Source organism: Streptomyces sp. H39-S7 (assembly GCF_027158205.1).
Taxonomy (GTDB): Bacteria; Actinomycetota; Actinomycetes; order Streptomycetales; family Streptomycetaceae; genus Actinacidiphila.
The window spans coordinates 37,967-63,457 of sequence record NZ_JAPVLU010000050.1; the positions used below are offsets into that span (position 1 = coordinate 37,967).

Consider the following 25,491-nt stretch of genomic DNA (forward strand, 5'->3'; position numbering starts at 1 on the left):
CTGTGCGGCGATGCAGGTGCGGCGGTACGTCTGAGGGCAGTACGTGTGCGGCTGTGGTGCTGAGCGGCAGTACGTGGGCGACTGTGCGGCGCCGATCCTGGCGCACCTCTGTGACCTGCGAATACCGGTCGATCAGGGTGACTTGAGGGGCAGTCGGAACCTTGACGCCCCGCTGCGGTGCGACTTAGTTTGTGGTCGCGACTAACGACTGTCAATGCTTCGCACAAAGGGGTGTGCCATGCGGCCCGTCAGCAGCGGAGCTGTCGACTTCCTCGATGTCCGGGAGACCAATCTCGCCGTCGTCCTGCGGTTCATCCGTCGCGAAGCCCCGTGTTCGCGGGCCGAGGTCGCCGCCGGCACCGGGCTGAACAAGGCCACCATCTCCAACATCGTGGCCGAGCTGATCACCCGCGGCATCGTCGTCGAGGTGGGGGCGAGCGAGGAGCGGCGGATCGGCCGGCCCGCGGTCATGCTGACGCTCGACGGCCGGCGCTTCACCGCGCTCGGTCTGGAGGTGAACGTCGACTACCTGTCGGCGGTCATGGTCGACCTGGCCGAACGCGACGTCCTGACCTGGCACGAGCCGGTACAGGCAGCGGAGTTGGGTGCCGAGGGCTGCGTCGTGCGGCTGGCCGACCTGGCCCGCCGGGCGATGGGCGAGATGGCGCGCCAGCACCGCGAGGTGCTCGGCATCACGATCGCCGTGCCCGGCCTGATCGGCATCTCCGACGGTGAGGTGGCCGAGGCGCCGAACCTCGGCTGGAACAGGTTCCGGCTCGTCGACCGCTTCCGGGAGCAGCTCGACGACAGCAGTGTCGCCCTGTCGCTGGACAACGACGCCAACCTCGGGGCGGTCGGTGAGTACCGGCGCGGGGCGCTGGCGCACACGCAGAACCTCGTCTACCTGACCGGCGAGGTCGGGGTGGGCGGCGGCGTGATCATCAACGGCGCCCTGATGCGCGGCTCCTCGGGGTACGGGGGCGAGGTCGGGCACATCACCCTGATGCAGGACGGGCCGCTGTGCGGATGCGGCCGCCGGGGCTGTTTCGAGGCGCTGGTCGGTATCGGCTCGATCATCCAGCAGGCGGCCCCTGACCTGGCCGGCGGTACGGCGCAGCCGCTGACGGACCTGGGCGCGAAGGTCGCCGAGGTCGCACGACGGGCCGAGGCGGGCGACCCGCGGGCGACGGCCGCGCTGGTCCGCGTCGGGGAGTGGCTGGGCCGGGGTTCGGCGATCCTGCTCAACCTGTTCAACCCCCAGGCCCTGATCCTCGGTGGCTACTTCGTGACGCTGGCGCCGTGGATCATGCCGCCCGCCCGCCGTACGCTCGCAGCGCACACCATCGCGCCGAATCTGGGCGGCTGCCAGGTCGCGCTGTCCACCCTCGGCTTCACCGCGGCGGCCAGGGGCGGAGCGTCGTCGATCATCGACGCCATCGACACCGCGCGGCTCCCGCTGCCCCGCGGCGGTCCCGCGGCGCACCGGTAACCGGTACGGGCCCTCTTGACGACCTCGTCCGGTCCCTTTACTTTCTCCCCGCAACCAACGAACACCTCCTGAGAGTCCAGGAGGACCGGTCACCGGACGCCTCGGCGGGGCGTCCTTCCACAAGGCGGCTTCGCGCTGCCCTGGAAGGGGAACGCCGTGCGTTCAGTCCTGCCCGCAAGGCCCACGAGACGCGCAAGGCCCGCAAGGCTCCCCCACAGGGTCCGGTTCCGGACCCTGTGCACCGCTCTCCTCGCCTCGGCGCTGCTCCTGCTGGGCGCCACCGGCGCCATCGTCCCGGCAGCCGCCCACGACGGCCCGCACCCGGACGCCGCGGCCGCCTTCCAGCAGGTGCAACTCGCGCGCGGCACCGCGCAGACCGGCGAGCCGATGAGCCTGGCGGTGCTCCCCGACCGCACCGTCCTGCACACCGACCGGCGCGGCACCATCTTCAAGACCGACGCCGCCGGCACCACCTCCGTCGCGGGCACGCTGCCCGTCTACACCCACGACGAGGAGGGCATCCAGGGCATCACCGCCGACCCGGCCGTCGCCGCCAACCGCTGGATCTACGTCTACTACTCCCCCGTCCTGAACACCCCCGCGGGCGACGCCCCGTCCGACGGGACCGCCGCCGACTTCGCGCCCTTCGCCGGGCACAACCAGCTCTCGCGCTTCACCCTGCGGGCCGACAACACCATCGACCCGGCCAGCGAGAAGCAGCTCCTGCAGATCGCCACCAACCGCGGCATGTGCTGCCACGTCGGCGGCGACCTGGACTTCGACGCCGCGGGCAACCTCTTCATGACCACCGGCGACGACTCCAACCCCTTCTCGTCCGACGGCTACAGCCCGCTGGACACCCGCGCGTCGCGCAACCCCGCCTACGACGCCCAGCGCACCGCCGCCAACAGCAACGACCTGCGCGGCAAGCTGCTGCGCATCCACCCCGAGGCCAACGGCACCTACACCGTCCCGGCCGGGAACCTGTTCGCGCCCGGCACGGCGAGGACCCGGCCCGAGATCTACGCGATGGGCTTCCGCAACCCGTTCCGGATGAGCGTCGACCGCCCCACCGGCACCGTCTACATCGGCGACTACGGGCCCGACGCCGGAGCGCTGAGCGCCACCCGGGGACCGGGCGGCCAGGTCGAGTTCGACCGCGTGACCTCACCCGGCTTCTACGGATGGCCGTACTGCACCGGCACCAACACCCCCAACGAGACGTACAACGCGTTCGACTTCGGCACCAGCACCCCGGGCGCGAAGTTCGACTGCGCGGGCGGCCCCGTCAACAGCTCGCCCAACAACACCGGCATCAGCAAGCTCCCGCCCGCCAGATCGTCCTGGATCAAGTACGACGACTGCAGCGTCACCCAGTTCGGCTGCGGCAGCGAGTCACCGATGGGCGGTCCGGTCTACCGCTACGACCCGAACCTGGTCTCCTCGGTGAAGTTCCCCCAGTCCTACGACGGGCACGCCTTCATCGGCGAGTTCGGCCGCCGCTGGATCAAGGACGTGCAGGTCGCGGCGGACGGCAGCGCGGGCACCATCACCGAGTTCCCCTGGACCGGCACCCAGGTCATGGACATGGCCTTCGGCCCGGACGGCGCCCTGTACGTCCTGGACTACGGCACCGGCTTCGGTGACGGTGACTCCTTCTCCGGTCTGTACCGCATCGAGGCCATCGGCGCCGGCGGGCGCGCCCCCGTCGCCCAGGCCGCCGCCACCCCGTCCTCGGGCCAGGCACCACTGGCGGTCGCCTTCTCCTCCGCCGGCACCACCGACCCCGACGGCGACGCGCTCACCTACGCCTGGGACTTCGACGGCAACGGCAGTACCGACTCCACCGCAGCCAACCCGTCGCACACCTACCCCGCCAACGGCCAGTACCCGGCGAAGCTCACCGTCACCGACACCCACGGGCTGACGGGCACCGCGAGCGTCACCGTCACCGTCGGCAACACCGCGCCGGTCCTGACGATCACCGCGCCCGCCAACGGCCAGATCTTCCACTTCGGCGATGCCATCCCCTTCCGGGTGACCGTCACCGACGCCGAGGAGAGCGTCGTCGACTGCTCCCGGGTCCAGATCCAGTACCTGCTCGGCCACGACAGCCACGCCCACGCCATCACCGACGCCACCGGCTGCTCGGGCACCATCCAGACCGTCGTTGACGGGGAACACGCCGGCTCCGCCAACCTGTTCGGCGTCTGGCGCGCCTCCTACACCGACCATGGTGCCAACGGACAGCCCGCGCTGACCGGCACCGCCACCAACGTCACGCCCACCGCGACGAAGCAGGCCGAGTACTACACCGGCTCGAGCGGCATCCAGCCCGCCACTCACGACGCGGCGGAGGGCGGCACGACCGTCGGCTACATCGAGAACGGTGACTGGATCTCGTTCACCCCCTACCACCTGACCGGCATCACCACCTTCACCGCCCGCGCCTCCTCGGCCGGCTCCGGCGGCACCCTGGAACTGCGGGCCGACTCCCCCACCGGCGCGCTGCTCGGCTCCGCGGCCGTCCCCGTCACCGGCGACTGGAACACCTTCACCAACGTCACCGGAACCGTCACCGCCCCCACCGGAACCCACACCCTGTACTGGGTCTTCAAGGGCGGCGCGGGCAACCTGTTCGACCTCGACCAGTTCACGTTCGGCGGCCCCGGCGGCGGGCCGGGCACCGTGCAGGGCGAGGCGTTCACCAGCTCCTCCGGCGTCCAGATCGCCCCGCACGCCACCGCGCACGGCGGCCAGACCCTCGGCTACATCGACAACAACGACTGGGCCGGATACGGCGGCACCGACCTCACGCACGCCACCGGGCTGACCGTACGGGTCGCCTCCGGCGGCATCGGCGGCACGCTGGAGGCGCGCGCCGGATCGGCCACCGGACCCCTGCTCGGCAGTGTCACGGTCCCCGTCACCGGCGGCTGGGAGAGCTACACCAACGTGACCCTGCCGCTGACCCCGTCCACGACCGGCGGCCTCTTCCTGGTCTTCCACGGCGGGACCGCCGGCTCACTCTTCGACGTCGACGACTTCAGCGTCACCACCGGCGCCCCTGTCACCACCGTCACCCAGGCGGAGAGCTGGACCGCCACCGGCGGGCTGCAGACCGCCGACCACGCGACCGCGCACGGCGGGAAGACCGCCGGCTACATCAACAGCGGCGACTGGGCGACGTACGCCGGTACCGACCTGTCCAAGGTCACCGGCTTCAGCGCCCGGGTCTCCTCCGCCGGGGCCGGCGGCACCCTGCAGATCCGGGCCGGATCGGCCACCGGAACGATCCTGGGCACCGTCGCCGTCACCGCCACCGGCGGCTGGGAGACCTTCGCCGATGTCTCCACCACGCTCACCGCCAACCCCGCCACGACGATCTGCCTCACCTTCACCGGCGGCGCCGACTACCTCTTCGACGTGGACGACTTCACCCTCACCCGCAGCGCCTGACGGCGCCCCACGCCCGCACCGCTCCCCTCTCATCCCGCGGAAAGGCACCCCATGTCCGGACCCATCCGGTTCCGCCGCAGGCGCGGAACGCGCCGCCGACCGCTGCTGCCGACCCTGGCCGCCGCGCTGCTCGGCCTGCTCGCCCCCCTGACCCTGACCTGCTCCGCCGACGCCGCACCGTCCTTCAAGGTGCTGGTCTTCTCCAAGACCGCCGGCTTCCGCCACGACTCCATACCGGCCGGGATCGCGGCCATCCAGAAACTCGGCCAGGACAACGGCTTCGGCGTCGACGCCACCGAGGACAGCGCCGCCTTCACCACCGCCAACCTCGCCCAGTACCAGGCGGTGGTCTGGCTCAGCACCACCGGCGACGTCCTCGACACCGCCCAGCAGTCCGCGTTCGAGCAGTACGTCCGCTCGGGCGGCGGTTACGCGGGCGTGCACGCCGCCGCCGACACCGAGTACGACTGGCCCTGGTACGGAAGCCTGGTCGGGGCGTACTTCGACTCGCACCCCGCCATCCAGCAGGCCGCCGTCACCGTGGAGGACCGCACCGACCCGGCCACCGCCCACCTGCCGGCCCGCTGGACCCGCACCGACGAGTGGTACAACTACCGCGCCAACCCCCGGGCGCGGGTGCACGTCCTGACCACACTGGACGAGAGCAGCTACTCCGGCGGCACCATGGGCGGCGACCACCCCAACACCTGGTGCCATCCCTACGACGGCGGACGGGCCTGGTACACCGGCATGGGCCACACCCAGGAGAACTGGGCCGATCCCGCCTTCACCACGCTGATCCTGGGCGGCATCCGCACCGTCGCGGGCGCCGTCACGTCCGCCTGCAACAACCCGATCGGCACCCCCGGGGGGACCACCGTGCAGGGCGAGGCGTGGAGCAGCCAGAGCGGTGTCATGGTCGCCGCGCACGCGGCGGCGCACGGCGGAGCGACCGCCGGGTACATCGACAACGGCGACTGGAGCGGTTACGCCGCACTCGACGCGCGCACCGCTTCGACGGTGACGGTGCGGGTCGCCTCCGCGGGAGCGGGAGGCACCATCGGATTCCACTCCGGCTCGGCCACGGGACCGCTCCTCGGCTCCGTCGCCGTGCCGGTGACCGGCGGGTGGGAGACGTTCACCAACGTGTCGGCGACGCTGGCCGCGGGCACCGCTCCGGGTCTGTATCTGACGTACTCGGGAGGGCAGGGCGCACTCTTCGACGTCGACGACCTCACACTCACCCCCGGCTCGGCACCCCCCGCCACGGCCACCGTCCAGGCCGAGAACTGGACCGCCCAGAACGGAGTGCAGGCCGCCGACCACGCGGGAGCCCACGGCGGTCGCACCGCCGGCTGGATCGAGGCAGGGGACTGGATCGGCTTCGCGGGTGAGGACACGTCCCGGCTCACCCGGATCTCCCTGCGGACCGCCTCGGCGGGCTCCGGCGGCACCACCGCCGTCCACTCCGGATCGCCCACCGGTCCGCTGCTGGGCACCGTCACCGTCCCGGTCACCGGCAGCTGGGACAGCTTCACCGATGTCGCCACCGCCGTCACCCCGCGGGCGGGCACCGGCCTGTACCTCGTCTTCAACGGCGGCGGCGGGTTCCTGTTCGACGTCGACGACCTCACCCTGACCCGGACCGGCTGACCGGTCCGGGGCGCCGAACGGGGGTGCGCACGTCCCGGCAGAGTCACCTTGCCCATCCGCATCACCCCGCTGACCGATCCCGACACCACCGCGGCCGGCTACCGGCTCGCACGGGCGACGGGCAGCACTACGGCACCGGAGTCCTGCCCGAGCACCGCGGGCACGGCCACCGCCACATGCGCACCATCAATGACGGCCTCGGGTACGTACCGACGCACCGGTCCCTGGAGTACCAGCTCGACCTGTGACGCCCGCGCCCGGTCCCGCCGCCCTCGCGGGTGGTGGGACCGGGCGCGGGATTCTGGCGCCGGGACGGAGAAAGTGATAGTTACTCGGACGATCACCGAACCTCCGTTCGGATCCGCCGTCCCGCCCACCTGTTGAGGACTCCGTGTCGAACCGTCGTCAGCCCAAGCAGCGCCGCTACGTGGCGCTGTCGGTCGCCAGCCTGGTCCTCCTCGCCGGTGGCGGCGCCATCGCCGCCGAGGCCATGTCCTCGCGGGGGAACGACGACACCCAGCAGTCCCGGAACGTCGACGATCAGACCGACCCGGACGGCGCCACCGGCACCGGCGCCGTGCCCGGAACCGCCAAGCCGTCCGCGCCGGGCGCGGCCAAGCCGGGCGCCGGCGCCTCCGCTCCGGCGGCCGGTACGCCGTCGGCCAGGACCACGGGCGGCCCGTCCGCGACGACGGCCGCGACCGGCACCGCCGGTGCGCAGTCCGGTGCGAGGCAGCCGACGGCGCAGTCGAACACCACGGTGCGGCTGCCGGCGGCGCGGGTCTTCACCGGCCGGGCCTTCGACACGTGCACCGCCCCGAACCCGACCACCATGGCCGCCTGGCGCAAGAGCTCGCCGTACGGCGCCGCCGCCGTCTACATCGGCGGCAAGAACCGCGGCTGCGCGCAGCCGCAGCTCACGAGGTCGTGGGTCCGGACGGTGCACGCGGCCGGCTGGCAGCTGATCCCGCTGTACGTCGGAGCGCAGCCGCCGTGTCAGACGAGCAGGAACCCGGAGCGGATCAGCGCCGCCAACGCCGCCTCGCTGGGCGCCGCGAACGGCGCGGACGCCGTCGCGAAGGCGTCCGCGCTGGGGATGGCGCCCGGCAGTGCGATCTACCTGGACATGGAGGCGTACGACATCGCCGACGCGTCCTGCGTACAGTCCGTGCTGACCTATGTGCAGGCGTGGAACCGGGCGGCGCACGCGAAGGGGTACCTGGCCGGCTTCTACGGCTTCAGCCAGTCCAGTGCCGCCGCGATCGCCACCGCCGCCGGCCGGCACGCGGCGGATCTGCCGGACGCCCTCTGGTACGCCCGCTACGACGGCAACGCCGACACGACCACCGGCTTCCCGTTCGCCTCCGGCCTGTGGACCGGCCACCGCCGCGGCCACCAGTACGCGGTGAACAAGAAGGAGACCTTCGGCGGAGCCACCGTCACCGTCGACCACAACGCCTGGGACGCCCCCGTCGCCGTCGTCGGCTGACAGCCCCCGCGCGGCCGGGGGAGATCGGGCCCGCCGATTCCGGGTACCGTGGAGAGCGGCAGCCGCGTCTGCCTGTTCCGAGCCCGGACCGCGCTGGTGGGTCCTGAGGGCGAGGACAAGGGTCATCGACTCACGCCATCACCTCAGTCCGGTCTTCCCGGCCTTCTGCGGGACCGCGTGGAAAACCGCTGGAGGACTGTATGACGACGAACCGTGCCCGCAAGGACGTGATCCGCGAGCGGATGGTCGCGACGGGTGAGACGTACAACGTCGCCGCCCGCAACTACCTGGCGATGCGCCACACCTCACAGACGGCCGAGGCGTGCCGGGTCCAGCGCTGGCAGCCTCCCGTCCGCCTCGACCTGCCGTGCCCGTGCGGCAGCACGTGCGAGCCCGGCGAGAAGTGTGACCGCTGTCACGCCCAGCACAAGCACGTCGCGCGCAATCCCGGCAGCCTCGTCGACGTCGAGGTCTGGGAGGACCGGTACGAGTGCATGGGCTGCTCGGCCTCGTACGTCCTTCCGGTGCTGCTGCCGGAGACCCCCTGGGGTGTCGTCGAGATGGTGCCGCAGGGCGGCGTCGCAGAACCGGTGGCCAAGGCCCGGCTCTACCCCGGTGTGCTGCACCCGAGGATGGCCTCCGAGGTCAACCACGACCCGTCCTGACGACCCCGCCGGCCGCCCCGTCACGGCGGGTCCAGCTGCGCGAGGGCCGCTGATGTCAGGGCCGTGATGCCGGCCGGAACCGTCAGCCGCGGGTCGGGGCGGAACTCCGGAGCATGGTTCGGCGGCAGCACGGCCAGCTTGGCGGCGGCCGAGCCGCCCGGGGCGTCGGCCCATTGGCGGGGTCCGACGGAGCCGAGCATCCAGTAGGCGGTCCTGATGCCCTCGATGCCGTGCAGGGACTGTCCCGGGGGACCGTAGAGCGGGAAGTCCTCGGTCGCGAGCGACGGCGGCCAGACCGCCACCCGCTCCGGCCCGAAGGCGCGCTCGTGCGCGCGCAGCACCGCGGCGGCCGTCCCGTGGTCCGCCTGGGTGGGATGGGACCGGGACACGGTGCTGATCCCGGGCTCCGCCGGGCAGTCCGACGCCGCGCACTCGGCGCGCACCACCCGCCGCACCGCGCTGGTCGCCCGGTCGAGGGACTCCTGGGTGAAGGCGCGGACGGAGATGTCCAGGGTGGCGCGGTCGGGGACGACGTTGCCGCGCGTACCCGCGTGCAGGGATCCGACGGTGATCACCACCTGGTCCGCCGGGCTGGTCTCGCGGGCGACCACGGTCTGCAGCCGCAGCACGATGGCCGCCGCGGTCACGACGGGGTCGACCGTCAGGTGCGGCGCCCCCGCGTGTCCGCCCCGTCCGTGGACGGTCACCTGGAGCATCGTGCTGCCCGCCAGCACGGGCCCGGCCGCGTGCGCGACCATCCCGGCGGGCAGCGGGACAGTGTGCTGGGCGAGCACGACGTCGGGAGGCGTGAACCGGGTGTAGAGGCCGTCGTCGAGCATGGCCCGCGCTCCGGTCAGTGTCTCCTCCGCCGGCTGGCCGACGATCATGACCGTGCCGGACCAGTGCCCGGCCGAGCGGGACAGCAGCGCGGCCGCGCCCGCCGCGCAGGCGAGGTGCATGTCGTGGCCGCAGGCGTGCATGACGGGGACCGGCTGCCCGTCGCCGCCGGAGGCGACGACCTCGCTGGCGTACGACAGGCCGGTGCGCTCCCTGACGGGCAGGGCGTCCAGTTCGGTGCGCAGCAGCACCACCGGCCCCGGGCCGTTGCGCAGCACACCCACCACGCCGTGGCCGCCGACGCCGGTGGTCACCCGGTAGCCCGACGCGCCGAGCCGCTCCGCGAGCCGCGCGGCCGTGCGCTCCTCGGCGCCGGACAGCTCGGGATGCCGGTGGACGTCGAGATAGAGCTCGACGGCCGGCCGCAGGACGTCCGGCAGTCCTGCCAGCACAGGGGCCGCGTCGGGGGCGGTCGGGGTCATGGGCGGCACGCTCCGGCCTTGATAGGGGTTGTCGGGGGTGGCGGGGCCGACAGCGAGGTGACAGTGGCAGGCGCGGCGATCTGCCAGCGGGCCCCGCTAGAAAGGAAGCAGGCGCAGCGCATGGCGCCGTTTTCCCCGGATGGACCGCTGGGTCCGACCGGCCCATCCAGCGTTGACGAGGAGTCACCATGTCCAACAGCCCCCTGGAGTCGCTCGCCCTGGAGATCCTGGAGCTCGAGTCGGAGACCTTCGAGATCACCGACTACTCGGACGCCAGCGAGGTCATGCTCGGCTCGTCCACCAGTTGCAGCAGCACCAGCACCTGCAGCAGCACCACCAGCACCACAAGCTGCACCGCCTGACCGAGCCGAACTCCCGCCGTACGGCCGCGGCCGCGACCTGTCCCGGCCGCGGTCGCGGTCGCGGCCGCTCACGGGAACGGGTGCGGCACCCGGCGCAGTTCGCCGTCCGCCAGGTCCGTGTCGCGCAGTCCGGCGCGGCGGAACGCCGACCGCAGTCGGGGCATGGTGAGGGCGCGCTGCCGCGTCCAGCCGAAGTCGATGGGCAGCAGTCCCGGCACCAGCGTGCAGACCGTCCGCAGGCCCAGCCGTTCCTGCTCCGGTGTCGTCTGGTCGACCACGATCACGTCGAAGCCCGCACCGACGAGCGCGTCACGGCACAGCACGACGTCGTCGAGCAGGTCCCCCGCACCTGACCGCGTCCGCTCCCACCCGCTGTACAACTCCGCCAACGGCCGCACCGCCGCCGGCCGCAGATAGCTGTCGGCGTGTGCGGCCATCCGCTGCAGTCCGAACAGCGCGGCGTGGTCGGGGAGGCGCCGTACGAGGTCGAAGTCCTCGGCCATCGCGTCCAGTTCTGCCGGGCGTTGGCGTACCTGGCCCGGCAGGTGCGGGATGTAGGTGAGGATCTCCGACAGCGCCGACTCCACGGCCGTCTCCGGGTCGAACGCGGCGCCGGCCGCGAAGGCGAGCGTCCCCGGGCCGCCGTCCCGGCGCACCGCGAGCCCGGTCGCCACCGGTACCGGCAGATCCACCCGGTTGTCGAAGACATGCACGTCGTAGCCCTGCAACGCCGCTCGGTCGACCATCGCCCGCGTCACGCCGCGGGTGCAGGAGTCCAGGTCGATCTCGGTGAGTGCGGCGTTGCCGTACCAGCCGAGCAGAAACGCGTCGCGTTCGATGAGTTCCAGCAATCCGAACAGGATCGCCTCCTCCAGGCAGCCGCCGATGGCGCAGCCGTTGGAGCACTCGAAGACGAAGTTGTCGGCGGCGAGTCCCGCGCTGTAGTGCGACAGCCGGGCCGGAACCAGGATCGGCCGTTCGTCGCGCAGCGAGTACCCGGTGACCCACGGGATGGGCCGCTGCGGCGCGAAGGGGCTCAGCATCGGGTCGTCGCGATAGGTCCGCGGGTCGTAGAGCCCGCAGTCGCGCGGGTCCAGCGCGCGGTCGCCGAGGTCCTCGTACGACGCGGTGCGCAGCGGTCCGAGCCGGCGGCGGTGGGTGCCGGCATAGCGCTCGAGCCCTTCGAGGAACGCGAGGTCACGGCTGGACTCGAAGGAGTTGGACTGGCCGCTCCACGTCACGTCGGTCAGGCCCGCGTAGCCGCGCATGAAGACGCTGCCCGCGACCGGCGCGGTCGTGGGCGAGGTGATGTCGCTCCAGGTCGCGGCGCCGAGCACACCGCACACGGGGTTGGCCAGCGCCGCGGCCGGCAGCTGGTAGGAGCGCGGGGAGCGCAGCCGGTAGACGTCCGGGGCGGGCTTGGGGCGGGAGGACAGCGGGGCGAACGGCACCTCGCCGGAAGAACTCGGGTCCGGGACGGGGTCGGCACAGTGCGGGCACAGCGGCTCGGTCAGCAGCGGCACGGTGGCGACCTGGAGGGTGGCCAGGTCCAGCCGGGTGACCTGCGGGAGCCGGTGCTCCCCGGTGGGTGGAAGCCGGTCCTGCGCGACCGTGTGCGCGTGGACGGAGCGGACGGCGTCGGCGACGTACCCGGGCAGTGCGGGCCACTCCCCCGCCGCCCGGGTCGCTGTCCCGGTCTCCCAGGCGTCGCGTTCCGAGCGGGTGCGCAGCCGCTGCCAGCGCATGGCCAGGCACTGGCCGCAGGCGTGTTCCGCGGGCTCGGTGCCGCCCCAGGGGCCGATCAGCACGGCGTCCCAGGTGAGGTGGACGGTGGCGGCCGGGCGCCGGTCCGCGTGCGGATCGCGGCCGGGGCGCAGCACGTCCGCGGCGCCGAGCGGGACGACGAGCACCGACGCCGTGCCGGCGGGCCCGTCGGCGAGGGCTTGTCGGAGGTTCCGGCAGGCGGCGTCCATCAGGGCGGCGCCGGGCGGGGCCGGTGGCGTGGGCGCGAGGTCGGTGGTCATCCCCGGTTGCTCCAGCGGAAGGTCTTGGCGGCGATCAGCCCGAACAGTGCGGCGAAGACGACCAGGCCCCCGCAGGCCACGGCGAGGTCCGTCGAACTGCCGCGGTTGGACAGCACACCGATGATGCCGTCGTTGAAGTACCGCAGCGGCAGCACCCGCGAGAAGGTGCGCAGCCAGCCCGGCATCAGGTCGCTGGGGTAGAAGGAGCCCGACAGGAACGCCATCGGCACCATGATGCAGTTGGCGATCGCCGCCACCGCCTCGGGGGTGTCGGCGATACTGCCGATGACCAGCCCCAGGGCCATGAACGCGGTGATGCCGAGGACCAGCACGGGGACGGCCAGCGGCCACGTGCTCGCCAGGCGCAGTCCGAACAGCGGCAGCAGGGCGACGGCGACGAACAACGCCGCCTGGACCAGGCCCACCGCGACCGCGACCGCGTAGCGGGAGCCGAGCACCGACGGCAGGGACGTGGGGGTGCGCCAGATCAGCCGCAGGATGTCGTCCCGGCGCCAGTGCATGAGGGTGAAGGCGACGCCGAACATGGCGGCGTTGCCCACGCCCCAGGAGAGCACACCGGGCGCGATGTAGTTGATGTACGGCGGTCCGCCGTCCTCGACCGTCTGTCCCTTGAAGATCAGCCCGAACACGACGAGGAAGAGCAGCGGGAAGGCGAACGTGAAGAAGACCGTCGTACGATCCCGGACGTAAGCCCGGTAGTTGGCCCTGGTCAGTGCGGTGTACGCGCTCACAGTCGGTGCTCCGATCCGGTCAGTTCGAGGTAGGCGTCCTCCAGGGTCGCCGTGCGGGTCTGCACGGCGTCGAGTCCGGCGATCTCCCCCACCGCGATGAGGACCCGGCCCGCGGAGCGGGTCTCGATGACGACCTGGCCGCCCTCCAGCACGGCACGGTCGGCGCCGTCGATGGTCCGGGCCCGCTCGACGGTGATGCGGTCGGCGGGTACCAGCACCCGTGTCGGTGCCTTCAGGTCGCGGATCAGGTTGGCGGGGCTGTCCAGGGCGATGATCCGTCCTCCCGCCATGATCGCCACCCGGTCGCAGAGCGCCTCGGCCTCGTCCAGGTGGTGGGTGGTGTGGACGATTGTGCGCCCCTCGCTCTTCAGGGTCCGCAGCACGCCCCACAGGGCGCGTCGGGCCTCCGGGTCAAGGGCGGCGGTGGGCTCGTCGAGCAGGATCAGCTCGGGGTCATGGATCAGCGCGGTCGCGATCGCCAACCGCTGCCGCTGCCCGCCGGACAGGTCGTCGACGCGCACCCCCGGCTGGTCCGTCAGGCCGACCAGGCGCAGCGCCCGGTCGGCGGCGTCCGGCAGCAGGCCGTAGAGCATGCCGACGGTCCGCAGGTGTTCCATGGCGGTCAGCCGGGTGAAGAAGGCCGAGGCCTGGGTCTGCACGCCCATCCGCCGCAGCAGTGCGGTGTTGCGGGGCCAGGGCGCGGAGCCCAGGACGGTGACGGAACCCGAGTCGGCCCGGCGCAGTCCTTCGACCATCTCGATGAGCGTGGTCTTCCCGGCGCCGTTGGGTCCGAGGATGCCGAAGAACTCCCCTCGGCGCACCGTGAGCGAGACGCCGTCGACGGCATGGACCGGGCCGTAGCGCTTGTGTACGTCCTTGATCGCCACGGCCGCGCCGGGGGCGGCGTTCACTGGGGTCATCTCACGTTCCCTTGTATGCGGGTGTGACGGGGTGGGCGTCAGGGGCGGTGCGGGAGCGGACGGCTGGGGACGGTCGACGGCCTCGCCGCTGCCGGGCCGCTCCCGTTCGGCCGTCCGGTGTTCGGCCCTGGCACGTGCTGCCAGGCCCAGCCGCCACAGGACGACCGCGGCGGCCGGCAGCAGGACCGGGGTGAGTGCGGCGAGGGTGCCGTAGCGGTCGGCCAGGACCCAGGAGCAGCCGCCGACCAGGGCGATCGCCGCCCCCATCGTCAGAGCTCCGGTCGCCAGTCCGTAGCCGGCGTAGACGGCCCTCGCCCGCGTCGGGTAGGCGGGGGCGGGCTCATCGCGCCGGAGGAGCGCGGCTGCCGATTCGCGCAGGAAGGTGCGGCTGTCGGTGGCGAGCCGGCTCGCGCCCAGCCCGTAGCCGAGCAGTTTGTACCCGTCCAGCGGCGACAGCGGCAGCAGGTTGGCGGCCGCGATCGCGCAGCCGAGCAGGAACATCCCGCCGAGTGCGTAGTGGGCCGGGTCCTCCGGCGGCAGCAGCAGCCACACCGGCCAGAAGGGCAGCAGGAACACCACGTTCATCGCGGGCCCCGCGGCCGCGGTCGCCATCTGGTGCCGGCGCCGGGCGAAGAACGGCACGTCGTCCACCAGGCAGTACAGGTACGTCACCGGCAGCCGCCAGCGCAGCCCGATCTCGGAGACGGTGCCGCCGAAGGCCCGGCCGACCAGTCCGTGCGCCAGCTCGTGCATTGCCAGGCTCACCCACAGGACCACGCCCACCGCCAGCAGCAGCACCGGTCGGCGGTACAGCTCCGTCATGTCGTGCCGCAGCGTGCCGGCCTCGGTGCCGAGCTGGATCAGCATCGCGGCGCACAGGACCAGCAGCGAACCCAGGAACGGCCGGGTCCGTGCGAAGCCGGTGCGCCGGTGCAGCGACTCGATCAGCGCGCCCGCGTCGGCGACCAGCCGCGTCCGTCCGCTGAACAGCGTCGACCTGGGCGCCGGGGGGTCGTCGGCGGCCCGCGGCGCGGCCGGTTCCGGCGGCTGGTCGTCGGCGAGCAACCGCCGGGCGTGGAGCAGCCCGAGGAGCTGCTGCCAGTGCGCGTCGCCGAGGCGGGCGCCGAAGCGCCGGGCGTACTCCTCACCGATGGCGTCGAGCGTCCGCACCCCGTCGAGCCGGGTCAGCACGAAGTGCTCCTTGGCGCGCAGTTCGAACCGCCGCCCGCTGACCGGGTCCTTGACGGGGTGGAGTTCACCGCGCCCGCGCAGCACGGGTGGGCCGATCAGCAGGTCGGGGCGGCTGCGCGGGCGCAGGTCCCGCAGCACGGTCGCGGTCACCGCGCACCCTCCGGCGGCGCGCCCGACTCGCGCAGCGCGCGGGCCAGGACGTACGACAGGAAGGCTTCGTCGCGGATGGTCACCGACATCCGGTTGTTCGTCATGTGCATGTACGGGGACATCAGGATCGGCAGCGCGCGCACGGGATCGGTCACCCGGAAGTCCTCGCCGCCGCTCCAGGACTGGAACTCCAGCTCGCCGCGCACCGCCAGTTCCCCGACCCGACCCGCGAGTTCACGGCAGTGCGCCGCCCAGCCGCGCAGGAAGCCGGGCAGCTCGTGGTCGGTTCCCCGGGCGATGGCCGAACGGATCTCACCGAAGCGCCGGCCGAGTTCCGGGCCCATGTCGGTGTAGGCGCGGTCGTATCCCTTGCGGGCGGTGAAGTTGGTGTCCGAGAACGCTCCGTCCCAGAACGCGTGGTAATGCTCGAGGAAGCGGGCGATCTCCTCCTCCTCGCCGAGGAAGACCGCGGACATCACCATCATCAGCTGGGCGGAGACACCCAGCAGGACGGTCCGCAGATGCAGGTTCATCGACCGCAGCGACTCCACGACCAGGTCGCTGGAGTGCTCGAAGTGCCATTCGGCGAGGGCGACCCCGGCCGAGCCGCCGTACTTGCCGTACTCGGGCTCGTACGCCTCGAAACTCGCGGAGTTGTTGTCCCGCAACAGCATCCGGCCGTCGGAGCCCATCAGCCGCTCGCGCTGGTCCTCGGTGTACTCCAGCTCGAACAGGGTGTTGTACAGGTCGGCCAGGAAGCCCGCCTTCACCTCGTACAGGGCCGGACGCCTGCGCAGGAACGCCTCGACCGCGGTGTAGGCGCGCTCGCGCACCTGCCCGGTGGCGGCCGCGCTCGACGGCTGCAGCCGCAGTCGCACGTGTGGTCCCTGCAGCCAGTAGTTGATGAAGAAGTGCCCCGACAGCAGGCCCTCGGCGGTCAACTCCTCCACCAGCGGCTTGACGCACTCCAGCAGCAGCGGGCGCGGGCTGGCCGCGTAGAAGATGTGCAGCGCCTGCCACGGCCCGGGCGCGGTCGGCGGCGGGGTGGTGGCGGCGGCGCTCTCCAGCGCGGGTGAGGTCATGTCCGCTCACCGTGTCCTTCCCGGTCGGTGATGGGGTGGGGCGGGCGGCCGGGGAAGATCTCCACGGCCAGCTCCGCGACGTGCCGGCCGCGTGCCGACCTGACGTGCAGCTGGTCCTCGGCGGGCAGCATCTCCTCCAGCAGCACCCGGGTCGTCCGGTCGCCCAGCAGGCCCTCGAACGCGACCAGTGACAGGGGGCTCTCGAAGTCGACGTAGTGCGGTTTGGAGCCGCCTCCCCAGCCGGCCGGCTGCCCCGTACCGTCACCCGCACGCACGGTGGCGAAGACCTGGCCCGGCACGCGGTGCGCGTGCCGCCAGCGCTGCCAGCCGAGGAACCAGTCCGCGTCGCCCTGTCCGGTCGGGCGCTGCGGCAGGGCGGCCGACGGGGCGCTCCAGCCCCGGCGGCTGAGCACCACCGAACCGTGCCGCACCCGGGGCCGCAGCGTCACCCCCTCGTAGGCCGCCGCGGCCGGCACGCCCGTCCAGACGTCCAGACCGGTCTTGGAGGTCGGGGAGAGCAGCAGCAGCGTGCGGGGGATCTCCGGCAGCACCATCGGCACCAGGTAGCCCAGGTAGAGCGGGATGATCTCCTTGCCGAGCCGCCGCGAGCGGACCACCAGCCGGTCGGCGGCCGCGTCGTGCTCCACGTACAGGTCGTCGAGGTCGATGCGGCTGTCCTGCGGGGCGGAGCTGGTCTCCCCGGGGCACAGGATCTGGTAGTCCGTCAGCCGGCCATGCAGATTGAGGTTGGTGGTCGCCGAGCCCGCGGTGATCTCGGCGAACAGCGCGCCGTCCGGCTGGACCCCGCGCAGCGTGCCGAGCAGCCGCTCCGACAGTCCCGGGTCGTCGGCGGGGGTGTCGAAGCAGTGGGTGAAGCGCGTGAAGGGGAAACACAGTCCGCCGAACGACCCGTTGAGGACGACCAGCGGGTCCTCGTCGCGGCGCACCAGTTGCAGGAAGTGGCTCTGCGGGTCGAAGCTCCTCGCGAGCGGCGCGAGTTCGGCCGCCACCGCTTCGACGAACGCGTCATCGAGGCGGAGCTCCTCCGCGTCCGGCGCGTGCTCCTCCCACAGCGCCCGCATCCGGCGGACGAACGTGGCCCGCGCCGCGTCCAGGGCGGTGATCTGCGGCAGTCCCAGCCAGTTCTCCTCCAGCGGATGGCCGTCGCGCGGGTCGTGGCCGCTCTGCTGGGAGCTGAAGCTCAGATACTGGTCGAAGATGTCCTCGTGGAAGTCGTGCACCAGCTTGAGCAGGTCGTCGCAGCGCCCGCCCCGGCCGTACCGGGCCAGGAAGAAGCCCTTGAACGTGAGCCGCTGGGCGAGGGAGACGTCGAACGCCGGCAGGATCCGCGTCAGGGAGCGCAGCGGGTCGGCGGCCAGTTCGGTCCAGGTCCGCAGATCGCCGCCGGTGACCTGGTGAGCCGCGCGGGCGTCCTCGTAGAGCAGCGTCTGCGGCAGCGTTTGGTGCGGGCTCCGTTCCGCGGCCGGGCCGTCCGGCCCCAGGGAGGCCAGCAGGTCCAGCAGGTCGCGCCGCAGCTCCGCCAGCAGTGCGCGGCGATCCGCCAGCGGGGCGTCCGCGTACCGCTGCACGCAGGACGCGGGCCCGTCCAGTCGCGCGGCGGCCGCGTCCGCCCAGGGGCGGCCGACCGCCCGCAGTGCGGACTGGAAGGCGCGCAGCGGATCCGGACTGTGCACTTCGGGATACAGCCCGGACAGTTGCACCATGCCGAGTTGCAGCAGCGCGGACAGATAGCGTCCGGCCTCCTCGGCGGTGGCCCCGCGCTCGGTTGTCAGCCAGTGCGCCAGCTCCCGGTAGCGGATGCCGGGCCGGTCCCGGAAGAGGGTGAGCATGGCTTCCAGGGCGCCGCTGCGGCGCAGGAAGAACAGCCGGTCGCGGGCCGCGTCGAAGCTGATCGCGGCGTCGTCGTCGCCCGGGGTCACCGACCGGCGCACGAAACGGACCCGCTCCTCGTCCAACTCCCAGCCTGAGGCGAGCGAGACCAGCAGATCGCCGCGCCGCTCCCCGTCGGCGGCGACGGCCTCGGCGAGCCGCCACAGGACGACGACGTTCAGCCGTGGATGGCTCGACCAGCGCTCGGCGATGTCCGTCACCCCGTCCGCCGCGTCGTGCGGTCCCGCCGCGTCCTGCAACTCCCCCAGCGCGACGCCGGTAAAGGTGCTGAACGGGCTGGTCTTGCACGCGGTGCGGTACAGGTAGGCCAGCAGCGACCGCTCGATCTTGCGGCCGCGTTTACCGGCGGTGGACGACGCGCCGCGGATGTAGGCGTCCAACTGCCCGTCCAGCGTGGGCGAGGCCAGCAGCAGCCCCAGCCGCAGCTGATCCTCCGCGGCGAGCTCGCGCAACGCGGCGCGACCGCGCGCCAGTTCCGCGGTCAGCAACTCCGGGCCCCGGGCGCGCAGCGCCTCCAGCGCCGCACGGTCCCGCAGCCACCCCGTGAGTTCGCGCGCGGTCGCGGCGTCGAGCCGGGCGGCCAGCGCGAGCGCCGCCGGCCCGTCCTTCGGCAACCGGTTGTTGAACACCCGGCGGCGCAGATCGAGCACCTGGCGGCGCATCCGGTCGTCGGTGTTGTCGGTGACGAACGCGGCGAGCGGGCCGCTCAGCAGCGCGCCCACCTGCCGCAGCCGGTCCTCCTCGGCCAATACCTCGTCCGCCCACCGCCGGGCGGCAGGGCTGCGCAGGCTCTGTACCGCTTCGACGGGCAGACCGGCGAGGCGGAGCATGAAGTGGCGGGAGAGATGGCCCGGTCCGGGGGCGGCGGGCGGTATCGCGGTACGTTCCAGTGAAGTGCTCATCGGGTCCCCTGCCGGCTGCGGTGGTCCGGGGCAGGCGCCGGCACCAGGTCGTACCGGAAGTCCGCGGGCTGCTCCCGCTCGTTGCCGATCATCATCAGCAGCAGCGGCAGTTCGCCGGTGGCGTCCAGCCCGAGCTCCTCCGCGAAGGAGACGCTGTCGAAGCCGAGCGCGACCCCGCAGGCCGCGCCGGCGGCGGCCGTCGCCGTGTACACCGCCTGGGCGGCGGCGCCGATGGCCGCGCTGACCAGCCGGTAGCCGCGGTCGCCGACGGCGTCCAGGACGGCGTGGGTCCTGACGGCCGGCACGATGACGGCCGCCGCGTGCTCCAGGTTGTAGTTGGCCAGGAAGTAGTTGGCCTGCAGGAACGACCCCGGCGGCCCGGCCTTCAGCAGCCGCAGCTCACCGGCGGCCGCGTCATGGACGTAGGTCCCCGGCTCGATCCCCTCGACGTGGTTGACGAAGACGTGGAACGAGGTGAGCGGTGGACTTCCCGGTCCGACCGCGTCGCTGGTCAGACCGGCTCCTTCGACCGCCGCCCGCAGCGCCGCGGCGAGTTGGGCGGCGGCCAGCGGCCGCCGGTCGGAGAACCGTCCGAAACTGCTGCGCCGTGCGCGCAGCGCCCGGCGCACGCTGAGCGTCATCGGCGCGGGGGGCGGCAGCGCCCGGCGATCACCGCCCGCCGGAACGGGCGGCGCGGCGGCCGCGTCCAGCGCTCCGGGGACCGGGCGTTCCCGGGCGGCCCCGGTCGTCGCCGCGTGCATCTTCAGGACGGTGTCGAAGGAGATGACCTGGCGCGAGCGCTCCTCCGTGCGGCGGCGGACGGCGGGGGCCGGACGCCCGGCGCGGTCGCCGTCGGCGGACGCCGCACGGAGCGGCGCGGCCCCTTCCCAGCGCAGCGGGACGACGGCGAACACGCCCTCCTCCCCCGCCGAGAACCCGAGCAGCCGCCCGAGCCGCTCCTCGTCGAACCACAGGGCGGGCTCCATCCGCAGGCCGCGCGACCTCGCCCACATCCGCCAGGTCTGCAGCAACGCGCCGATGTCCATCGTCACCGCGTGATAGCTGAAGCTGTTGTACTTGAACGCGTTCTGCCAGAAACGGATCCCGAGGACCAGGAACTGGTCCGTGCCCCCGTCCGGCAGCGCCCCGCCCAGCGCGGCCCGCACCTCGCCCGTCACATCGCCCGACAGCAGGCGCTGCATGGCGTGGTGCGCGGGCGAGTAGTGGTAGATGCCAGGGGTCAGCGGCCCGCTGGGACCGCTCACCCAGTGCACCCCGACGGGGTAGAGACCGCCGCCCGACGCCGTACCGCGCGACCAGTTGGCGTGGGTGTACAGCGGCAGCGAGCCCAGGTCGGTGTTGGCCTGCACGGCCAGTCGCCGTCCCACCAGGCCGTAGGAGTCGCGCAGCATCCCGCCGAGCAGCGGCAGGCTGAACTCCGCGTCGCCCCCCGGCCCCGACAGGCCCCGATCGACGGAGGCGTCCTCGGGGAAGTCGCCGTCGGGCAGCGGGAACCGCTCGGCCGCGGGGTAGAACTTCTCTTTCCTGGGCCGGTCGTCCCAGTCGGGTACGAAGTCGACGGGCTCCATCGCGACCCTGCCGCGCCGCATCACCGCGGTCGCGTAGTCATGGGCGTAACCCATGTCTGGTCCTCTCTGTGCTGCCGCTGTGACGGGCGGGTCCGCGCGCATCACGGGAACGGGTGGGGGGCGGGGTTGAGGTCGGCGGCGCGCAGGTCGTGGTCGAGGCGGCCGGCTTCACGCAGCGCGGTGCGCAGCCGCGGCATGTGCAGGGCACGCTGGCGCTGCCAGCCGAAGTCGATCGGCAGCAGGCCCGGTACGAGAACGGCCGCGGTGTGCAGCCCCAGATCGCGCTGTTCCGGCATCGTCTGGTCGACGACCACGACGTCGAAGCCCTGACCGGTGACCGCCTCCACGGCCGCGTCGAGGTCCTCGCGCAGGTCGGCGGCGGGCGGCCGCCCGGTGGCGAGCTCCGCCACGGCGCGCGGCGGCGGACGGCCGGTGCCGTCCTCCTCGTCCAGCAGGAACGCGGCGTGCGGGGCCATCTCGGGCAGCCCGTACACCAGCGGGTGGTCGTGCAGCACCAGGACCTTGTCGAAGTCCGCGGCCATCGCGCTGAGCCGGTCGTGATCGCGTTCCGTGCGGCGCCGGACCTTGACGGCGTCGGTGGCGATCTCGCACAGGCCCGCGCTCAGCGCGGCTTCCGGGTCCCAGCTCGCGCCGGCACCGAAGCACAACGTGCCCGGTCCGCCGTCGGCGCGCTGGGCGACGGCCGTCACCACCGGGATCGGGAAGGAGATGCGGGTGTCGAAGAACCGCGCCCGGTAGCCGTACATGGCCAGCCGGTCCGCCATCTGCCGGGTCCCGGGGCGGGAGCTGGTCGCCGGATCGATCTCCGGCAGTGGCACCCGGCCGTACCAGGCGAGCAGGAAGGCGTCGCGCTCGACGGCCTCCATGAGGCCGAAGTACACCGCCTCCTCCAGGCAGCCCCCCGAGGCGCAGCCGTTGGAGCTCTCCTGCACGAAGCGGTTCCGCACGCCTCCTGGTGCGTGGTAGTAGGCGAGCACCTCGGGGACCAGCAGCGGCCGGTGGTCGCGCAGCGAGTAGCCCCAGACCCAGGGGATCCGCCGCTGCGGCGAGAACGGCAGGACGGTCTGGTGCGCGCGGTGGAAGGCGTCGGGGTACAGGCCGCAGGCGCGCGGGTCGAGGGCGTCGGACCCGAGTTCCGCCAGGGACGCGACGACCGTGGTGCGCTTGCCTCGGGCGCGCATCCCGGCGAACCGCTCCATGCCCTCCAGCACGCCGACCCGGACGCTGCGCGCGTAGCTGTCCGTGTGGCCGCCCCAGTAGGACTCCCGCAGGTACGCGCCGGACCGCAGGGTGAAGGCGCCCACCGTCGAGGCGGTCGACGCGGAGGTGAGGTCGGGGGCGACGGAGGGCCCGAGCATGCCGGCCACCGGATTGACGAACGCCTCCAGCGGCAGGTCGTACGCGTCGATCCCGCGGCGGCGGAACCCGGCCGGGTCCTCCTTCGGGACGCTGCCCAGGACGATGCGGGCGCCTTCGGCCGTGTCGTCGGTGCGGCGGTCGCAGCGGGGGCACTCGGCGTCGGGGATCAGCGCCGCCCGGTTGACGCGAAGGGTCTCCAGGTCGAGCAGATGGACGGAGGCGAACCGGTCGTCGCCGGCCGCGGTGTCCTCCCGCTCGCGGTGGGCGGCGATCAGGGCGGCGACGGCGTCGGCCGCGAACGCCGTCAGGAAGGGCCACTCCCCCGCCGCGCGGGTGCCGGAGCCGAGTTCCAGAGCGTCGCGCAGCGCTCCGGGCCGTACCGCCTGCCAGCGCCTGGCCAGGCAGGTCGGGCACGGGGCGGACGCCTGTCCGCTCCCGGGGGACGGTCCGACCACGACCTGGTGGCCGTAGACGTGCACGGGGGTGGTGCCGTCGCCCCACTCCTCGACGGACGCTGCCGCGTCGTCGGCCAGCTCGTCGCGGACGCCGAGCGCGATGACCCGGACGTGCCCGTCCAGGCCCGGGTGGCCGAGCAGGCTGCGCGCCAGCGGGCCTTCGAGGGCGTGCCCTTCCCCGGGCGGGCCGCCGGTACCGGCCGGGTCCCCGGGACCGCCCGCCCGGGGCGGTCCGGTGGGACGGACCGCCGGTTCAGAGCGCATCTATCGCCCCGTGCACCAGGAGGATCCGGACCACATGGATTCCGCCGGTCCGCAGGTCGGCCGAGCCGGTGGGTACCGCGAGTGCGGTCAGGCCACGGGCGCGCAGCCCGGCGGAGAGCGCGAGGTGGTCGGGTGCCTCGCCGCCGCCCGCCGGTCCGGACTCCGCCAGGGCGGCTTCTCCGGTGACGACGAGCGTTCCTGCGTCGAGATCGCCCAGCAGTGGATCGCCGGTGTCGGCGGGAGCCGCGTCACCGGACCGCCGGGCGAGCTGCACCTGGCCGAGCAGGTCGCGCAGCGCGTCCACGGCGGCCTGCCGCCGGGTGCCGCGCGCGGCCGACGCCCACCAGGTACGTCCGGTGGCCGGATCGGCGGCGCGGGCGAGCAGCACCGCGGCCGGTCCGTCGGCGGGACCGAGCGCCAGCAACTCCGCGTCCAGGCCCAGGTTCCCGGCCGAGCGGCGGAGGAAGACCAGCTCGCGGTCGTCGGCCGCGGGGCCCGCGGGCACCAAGGACACCGGCGTCCGGGCGCGCAACGCCTGCGTCAGGGCGTGGAAGGCCAGCGCGGACTGCAGCCCCCGGGCCGCGGCCACCGCCGCCGACGGTCCGGAGCCGGAGCCCGCCGAGGTCGGAACGAAGATCCGGTCCTGGTTGTGACGGCCGAAGGTGCGCACGGCGCCGGCCGGTACGAGAGCGGTCCGCCCGTCGGTCAGCGAGGTCGCGCGGACCCAGGCGCGGACCTGGTCTGCGCGGGCGCCCGTCCCGGCTGAGGTGTCGAGGGAGGAGGGACCGACCAGCGACCACTTCTCGTGGGCCGTCTCCAGAGCGGCGCCGTCCAGGGGGTGCGCCTGCGGGACCACGTGCTCGGTGTACACCTCGGCGGCCCGGTGCAGGGCCCGCAACCGCGCCCCCGCGACATGGTGGACGTCGAAGGCCGAGATCTCCCGCTGCCCGGCGTGGCCGACGCCGACGCGCACGGTGCCGACCTTGAGCGGCGTCTGCTCCCAGGTGTCGTCGGCGTAGCCGCTGAACACTCCCGCGTGGGGGTGGACCAGGCCCGCGCGGGCGTCGAGTTCGGCCAGTACGCGGTCCGCGTCCTCCTCCGGCGCCACATCCCCCTCGGGCCGGAGGCCGTCCGCCGTGAGGCCGGCCGCCACGTCTGCCGGCAGCCCCGACTCCGCGAGCTCCCCGGCCGGGTCCGCCGGCACCTCCGGCGCGCCGGAGGTCCTGCAGTACGGGCAGGCCGGGTGCGGCAGCAGCGGCTCGGTCGTGACATCCAGCGAGTCCAGGTCCTGCAGGACCAGCCGGCCCTCGGTCTCGGCGGCGAGCGCGCCGGTGGTCAGCCGGAACACCTCGTAGCCCAGCAGGTTCCCGAGCATCGCCGCGGACGGTCCCGACACCTGGCGTCCGGAGGACTCGCCGTCCCGGTCAAGGCAGGCGGAGCTCCACACGTCGGCTGCCGCACCCGGCTGCCCGTTGGCTCCCAGCCGCAGGGCGGCGCAGGCCCAGCAGCCGGCTGCACCGGCGGACATGAGGGGCCCGACGACGGCCTTGCTGCCGAACGTCCACGCGGGAAGCAGGCGGGTGCCCTCCGGGACCCCGGCCTCCAGCAGACCGGTCAGGACGCGCGGTCCCGCGCTCGCCACCACCACGTCGTACCCGGCCGACGACTCCCAGCCGGGCCCCGCGGAAGCGTCGAGCCGGACGAGGTCGACCGGGCAGCCGTCCGCGGCCAGCGCCGCGGCCTCCCCGGCCGTCTCGGCGAAGGGGTCGTCGCCACCGGCGGGAGCCTTCTGCACCGCGACGGTCGCGACGCCGTTGCGCACCAGGCTCAGCGCGCACCAGCGCGCGACGTCGTCCTGGCCCAGTACCGCCACCCGCGTCTCGCGGAACCGCCGGAACCTGCCGCCCGCCTCGCCGGTGTAGTGGTCGATGTAGGCGATCTGTGGCGCGAACCGCCGGGAGACGTCCGCGGGCAGTGCGTCGAGGCCGTCGCTGCCGGGCGCCACGTCACGGGCGAGGCCCCGGCCGTACAGCGCTCCCACCAGCTCGGCCACCATCGCCCGCTGTCCGGCGCCGAGCCCACCGCAGATGTCCTCGACCCGGCTCGCGCCGTTGAGGTGCGGGACGATGAGGGAGGCGAATCGATAGGCCGATTTCCCACTGAGGTTGAATCCTCCGTGGGCGTTGTGAAAGACAACTCCTGAGGGCGTCTCGGTGAACAGGACATCACGGCGGATGCGCGGGCGGGTGTCCGCGACTTCTTCGTACGATGCGGTCATGCTGGTATTACCCCCTGTCGGGCGCGTAATTCGGGAAACGGGTCAGGAAATGTGTTCCCGCGATGCCCTTTCAGGCCCCGGAGGAGGTGTCGGAGCCGGACGCGTCACTGCGGAACGCCGCCGCGCCACGGGTGAGCGTGCGGAGCAGATCGTGCAT

15 protein-coding genes and 1 pseudogene are annotated in these 25,491 nt (G+C 73.2%); 7 read left to right on the plus strand and 9 right to left on the minus strand.

All coding sequences use genetic code 11. The features are described 5' to 3' along the window. The first annotated feature begins 238 nt into the window (after positions 1-238). The 6 genes and pseudogenes from O3X23_RS35145 (at position 239) to O3X23_RS35170 (ending at position 8,755) form a co-directional block, all read left to right on the plus strand. Positions 239-1,489 carry an ROK family transcriptional regulator gene (locus tag O3X23_RS35145; RefSeq protein ID WP_269276657.1) on the plus strand — a complete coding sequence of 417 codons (1,251 nt, stop codon included), beginning with the start codon at positions 239-241 and terminating at the stop codon, positions 1,487-1,489. A gap of 234 nt (positions 1,490-1,723) precedes the next feature. Further along, positions 1,724-4,948 (plus strand): carbohydrate-binding protein, encoded by a 3,225-nt coding sequence (locus O3X23_RS35150; RefSeq protein WP_443048072.1) that lies wholly within the window; start codon positions 1,724-1,726, stop codon positions 4,946-4,948. Positions 4,949-4,999: 51 nt separating this feature from the next. Continuing rightward, positions 5,000-6,601 carry a ThuA domain-containing protein gene (locus O3X23_RS35155; protein ID WP_269276658.1) on the plus strand — a complete coding sequence of 534 codons (1,602 nt, stop codon included), beginning with the start codon at positions 5,000-5,002 and terminating at the stop codon, positions 6,599-6,601. A gap of 113 nt (positions 6,602-6,714) precedes the next feature. After that, positions 6,715-6,849 (plus strand): annotated as a pseudogene (locus tag O3X23_RS35160) (GNAT family N-acetyltransferase); the annotation flags it as partial. Positions 6,850-6,992: 143 nt separating this feature from the next. Then, entirely contained in the window at positions 6,993-8,090 is a 1,098-nt protein-coding gene (locus O3X23_RS35165; RefSeq protein WP_443048070.1) for a glycoside hydrolase domain-containing protein, read from the plus strand. A gap of 200 nt (positions 8,091-8,290) precedes the next feature. After that, positions 8,291-8,755: a hypothetical protein gene (locus O3X23_RS35170; RefSeq protein ID WP_269276660.1), complete on the plus strand. Its 465-nt coding sequence runs from the start codon at positions 8,291-8,293 to the stop codon at positions 8,753-8,755. 20 nt (positions 8,756-8,775) lie between these two features. Here O3X23_RS35170 and O3X23_RS35175 read toward each other — a convergent pair whose 3' ends face one another. Next, positions 8,776-10,074 (minus strand): amidohydrolase, encoded by a 1,299-nt coding sequence (locus O3X23_RS35175; protein ID WP_269276663.1) that lies wholly within the window; start codon positions 10,072-10,074, stop codon positions 8,776-8,778. A gap of 188 nt (positions 10,075-10,262) precedes the next feature. Between O3X23_RS35175 and O3X23_RS35180 the strand changes: the two genes are divergently transcribed. Continuing rightward, the gene (locus tag O3X23_RS35180) at positions 10,263-10,436 is read left to right on the plus strand and encodes a thiazolylpeptide-type bacteriocin (protein ID WP_250979328.1); all 174 of its coding nucleotides are present in this window, start codon (positions 10,263-10,265) and stop codon (positions 10,434-10,436) included. Positions 10,437-10,504: 68 nt separating this feature from the next. On the opposite strand, the gene O3X23_RS35185 is transcribed toward O3X23_RS35180, so the two are convergent. From O3X23_RS35185 to O3X23_RS35220, 8 genes are all read right to left on the minus strand, one after another. Continuing rightward, entirely contained in the window at positions 10,505-12,460 is a 1,956-nt protein-coding gene (locus tag O3X23_RS35185) for a TOMM precursor leader peptide-binding protein (protein ID WP_269276666.1), read from the minus strand. Further along, entirely contained in the window at positions 12,457-13,212 is a 756-nt protein-coding gene (locus tag O3X23_RS35190; RefSeq protein WP_269276669.1) for an ABC transporter permease, read from the minus strand. The genes O3X23_RS35185 and O3X23_RS35190 overlap by 4 nt, the downstream gene beginning before the upstream one ends. Beyond that, the gene (locus tag O3X23_RS35195) at positions 13,209-14,132 is read right to left on the minus strand and encodes an ABC transporter ATP-binding protein (protein ID WP_269276690.1); all 924 of its coding nucleotides are present in this window, start codon (positions 14,130-14,132) and stop codon (positions 13,209-13,211) included. Before O3X23_RS35195 ends, O3X23_RS35190 begins: the two co-directional genes overlap by 4 nt. Before the next feature lie 1,337 nt (positions 14,133-15,469). Beyond that, on the minus strand, positions 15,470-16,555 hold the full coding sequence (locus tag O3X23_RS35200) for a lantibiotic dehydratase C-terminal domain-containing protein (RefSeq protein WP_269276671.1): 1,086 nt from the start codon (positions 16,553-16,555) through the stop codon (positions 15,470-15,472). Beyond that, the gene (locus tag O3X23_RS35205; RefSeq protein ID WP_269276673.1) at positions 16,552-19,368 is read right to left on the minus strand and encodes a lantibiotic dehydratase; all 2,817 of its coding nucleotides are present in this window, start codon (positions 19,366-19,368) and stop codon (positions 16,552-16,554) included. The genes O3X23_RS35200 and O3X23_RS35205 overlap by 4 nt, the downstream gene beginning before the upstream one ends. Further along, on the minus strand, positions 19,365-21,011 hold the full coding sequence (locus tag O3X23_RS35210; protein ID WP_269276675.1) for a nitroreductase family protein: 1,647 nt from the start codon (positions 21,009-21,011) through the stop codon (positions 19,365-19,367). Before O3X23_RS35210 ends, O3X23_RS35205 begins: the two co-directional genes overlap by 4 nt. A gap of 47 nt (positions 21,012-21,058) precedes the next feature. After that, entirely contained in the window at positions 21,059-23,056 is a 1,998-nt protein-coding gene (locus O3X23_RS35215; protein WP_269276677.1) for a TOMM precursor leader peptide-binding protein, read from the minus strand. Then, positions 23,046-25,334 carry a TOMM precursor leader peptide-binding protein gene (locus O3X23_RS35220; RefSeq protein ID WP_269276679.1) on the minus strand — a complete coding sequence of 763 codons (2,289 nt, stop codon included), beginning with the start codon at positions 25,332-25,334 and terminating at the stop codon, positions 23,046-23,048. The genes O3X23_RS35215 and O3X23_RS35220 overlap by 11 nt, the downstream gene beginning before the upstream one ends. Positions 25,335-25,491: the final 157 nt, after the last annotated feature.

Bases quoted from the DNA above. Each gene is read 5' to 3' on its own strand.
- O3X23_RS35180 (WP_250979328.1), top strand. From the start codon at position 10,263: ATGTCCAACAGCCCCCTGGAGTCGCTCGCCCTGGAGATCCTGGAGCTC.
- O3X23_RS35185 (WP_269276666.1), bottom strand. From the start codon at position 12,460: ATGACCACCGACCTCGCGCCCACGCCACCGGCCCCGCCCGGCGCCGCC.
- O3X23_RS35220 (WP_269276679.1), bottom strand. From the start codon at position 25,334: ATGACCGCATCGTACGAAGAAGTCGCGGACACCCGCCCGCGCATCCGC.
- O3X23_RS35145 (WP_269276657.1), top strand. From the start codon at position 239: ATGCGGCCCGTCAGCAGCGGAGCTGTCGACTTCCTCGATGTCCGGGAG.
- O3X23_RS35155 (WP_269276658.1), top strand. From the start codon at position 5,000: ATGTCCGGACCCATCCGGTTCCGCCGCAGGCGCGGAACGCGCCGCCGA.
- O3X23_RS35175 (WP_269276663.1), bottom strand. From the start codon at position 10,074: ATGACCCCGACCGCCCCCGACGCGGCCCCTGTGCTGGCAGGACTGCCG.
- O3X23_RS35195 (WP_269276690.1), bottom strand. From the start codon at position 14,132: ATGACCCCAGTGAACGCCGCCCCCGGCGCGGCCGTGGCGATCAAGGAC.
- O3X23_RS35205 (WP_269276673.1), bottom strand. From the start codon at position 19,368: ATGAGCACTTCACTGGAACGTACCGCGATACCGCCCGCCGCCCCCGGA.
- O3X23_RS35200 (WP_269276671.1), bottom strand. From the start codon at position 16,555: ATGACCTCACCCGCGCTGGAGAGCGCCGCCGCCACCACCCCGCCGCCG.
- O3X23_RS35215 (WP_269276677.1), bottom strand. From the start codon at position 23,056: ATGCGCTCTGAACCGGCGGTCCGTCCCACCGGACCGCCCCGGGCGGGC.
- O3X23_RS35170 (WP_269276660.1), top strand. From the start codon at position 8,291: ATGACGACGAACCGTGCCCGCAAGGACGTGATCCGCGAGCGGATGGTC.
- O3X23_RS35210 (WP_269276675.1), bottom strand. From the start codon at position 21,011: ATGGGTTACGCCCATGACTACGCGACCGCGGTGATGCGGCGCGGCAGG.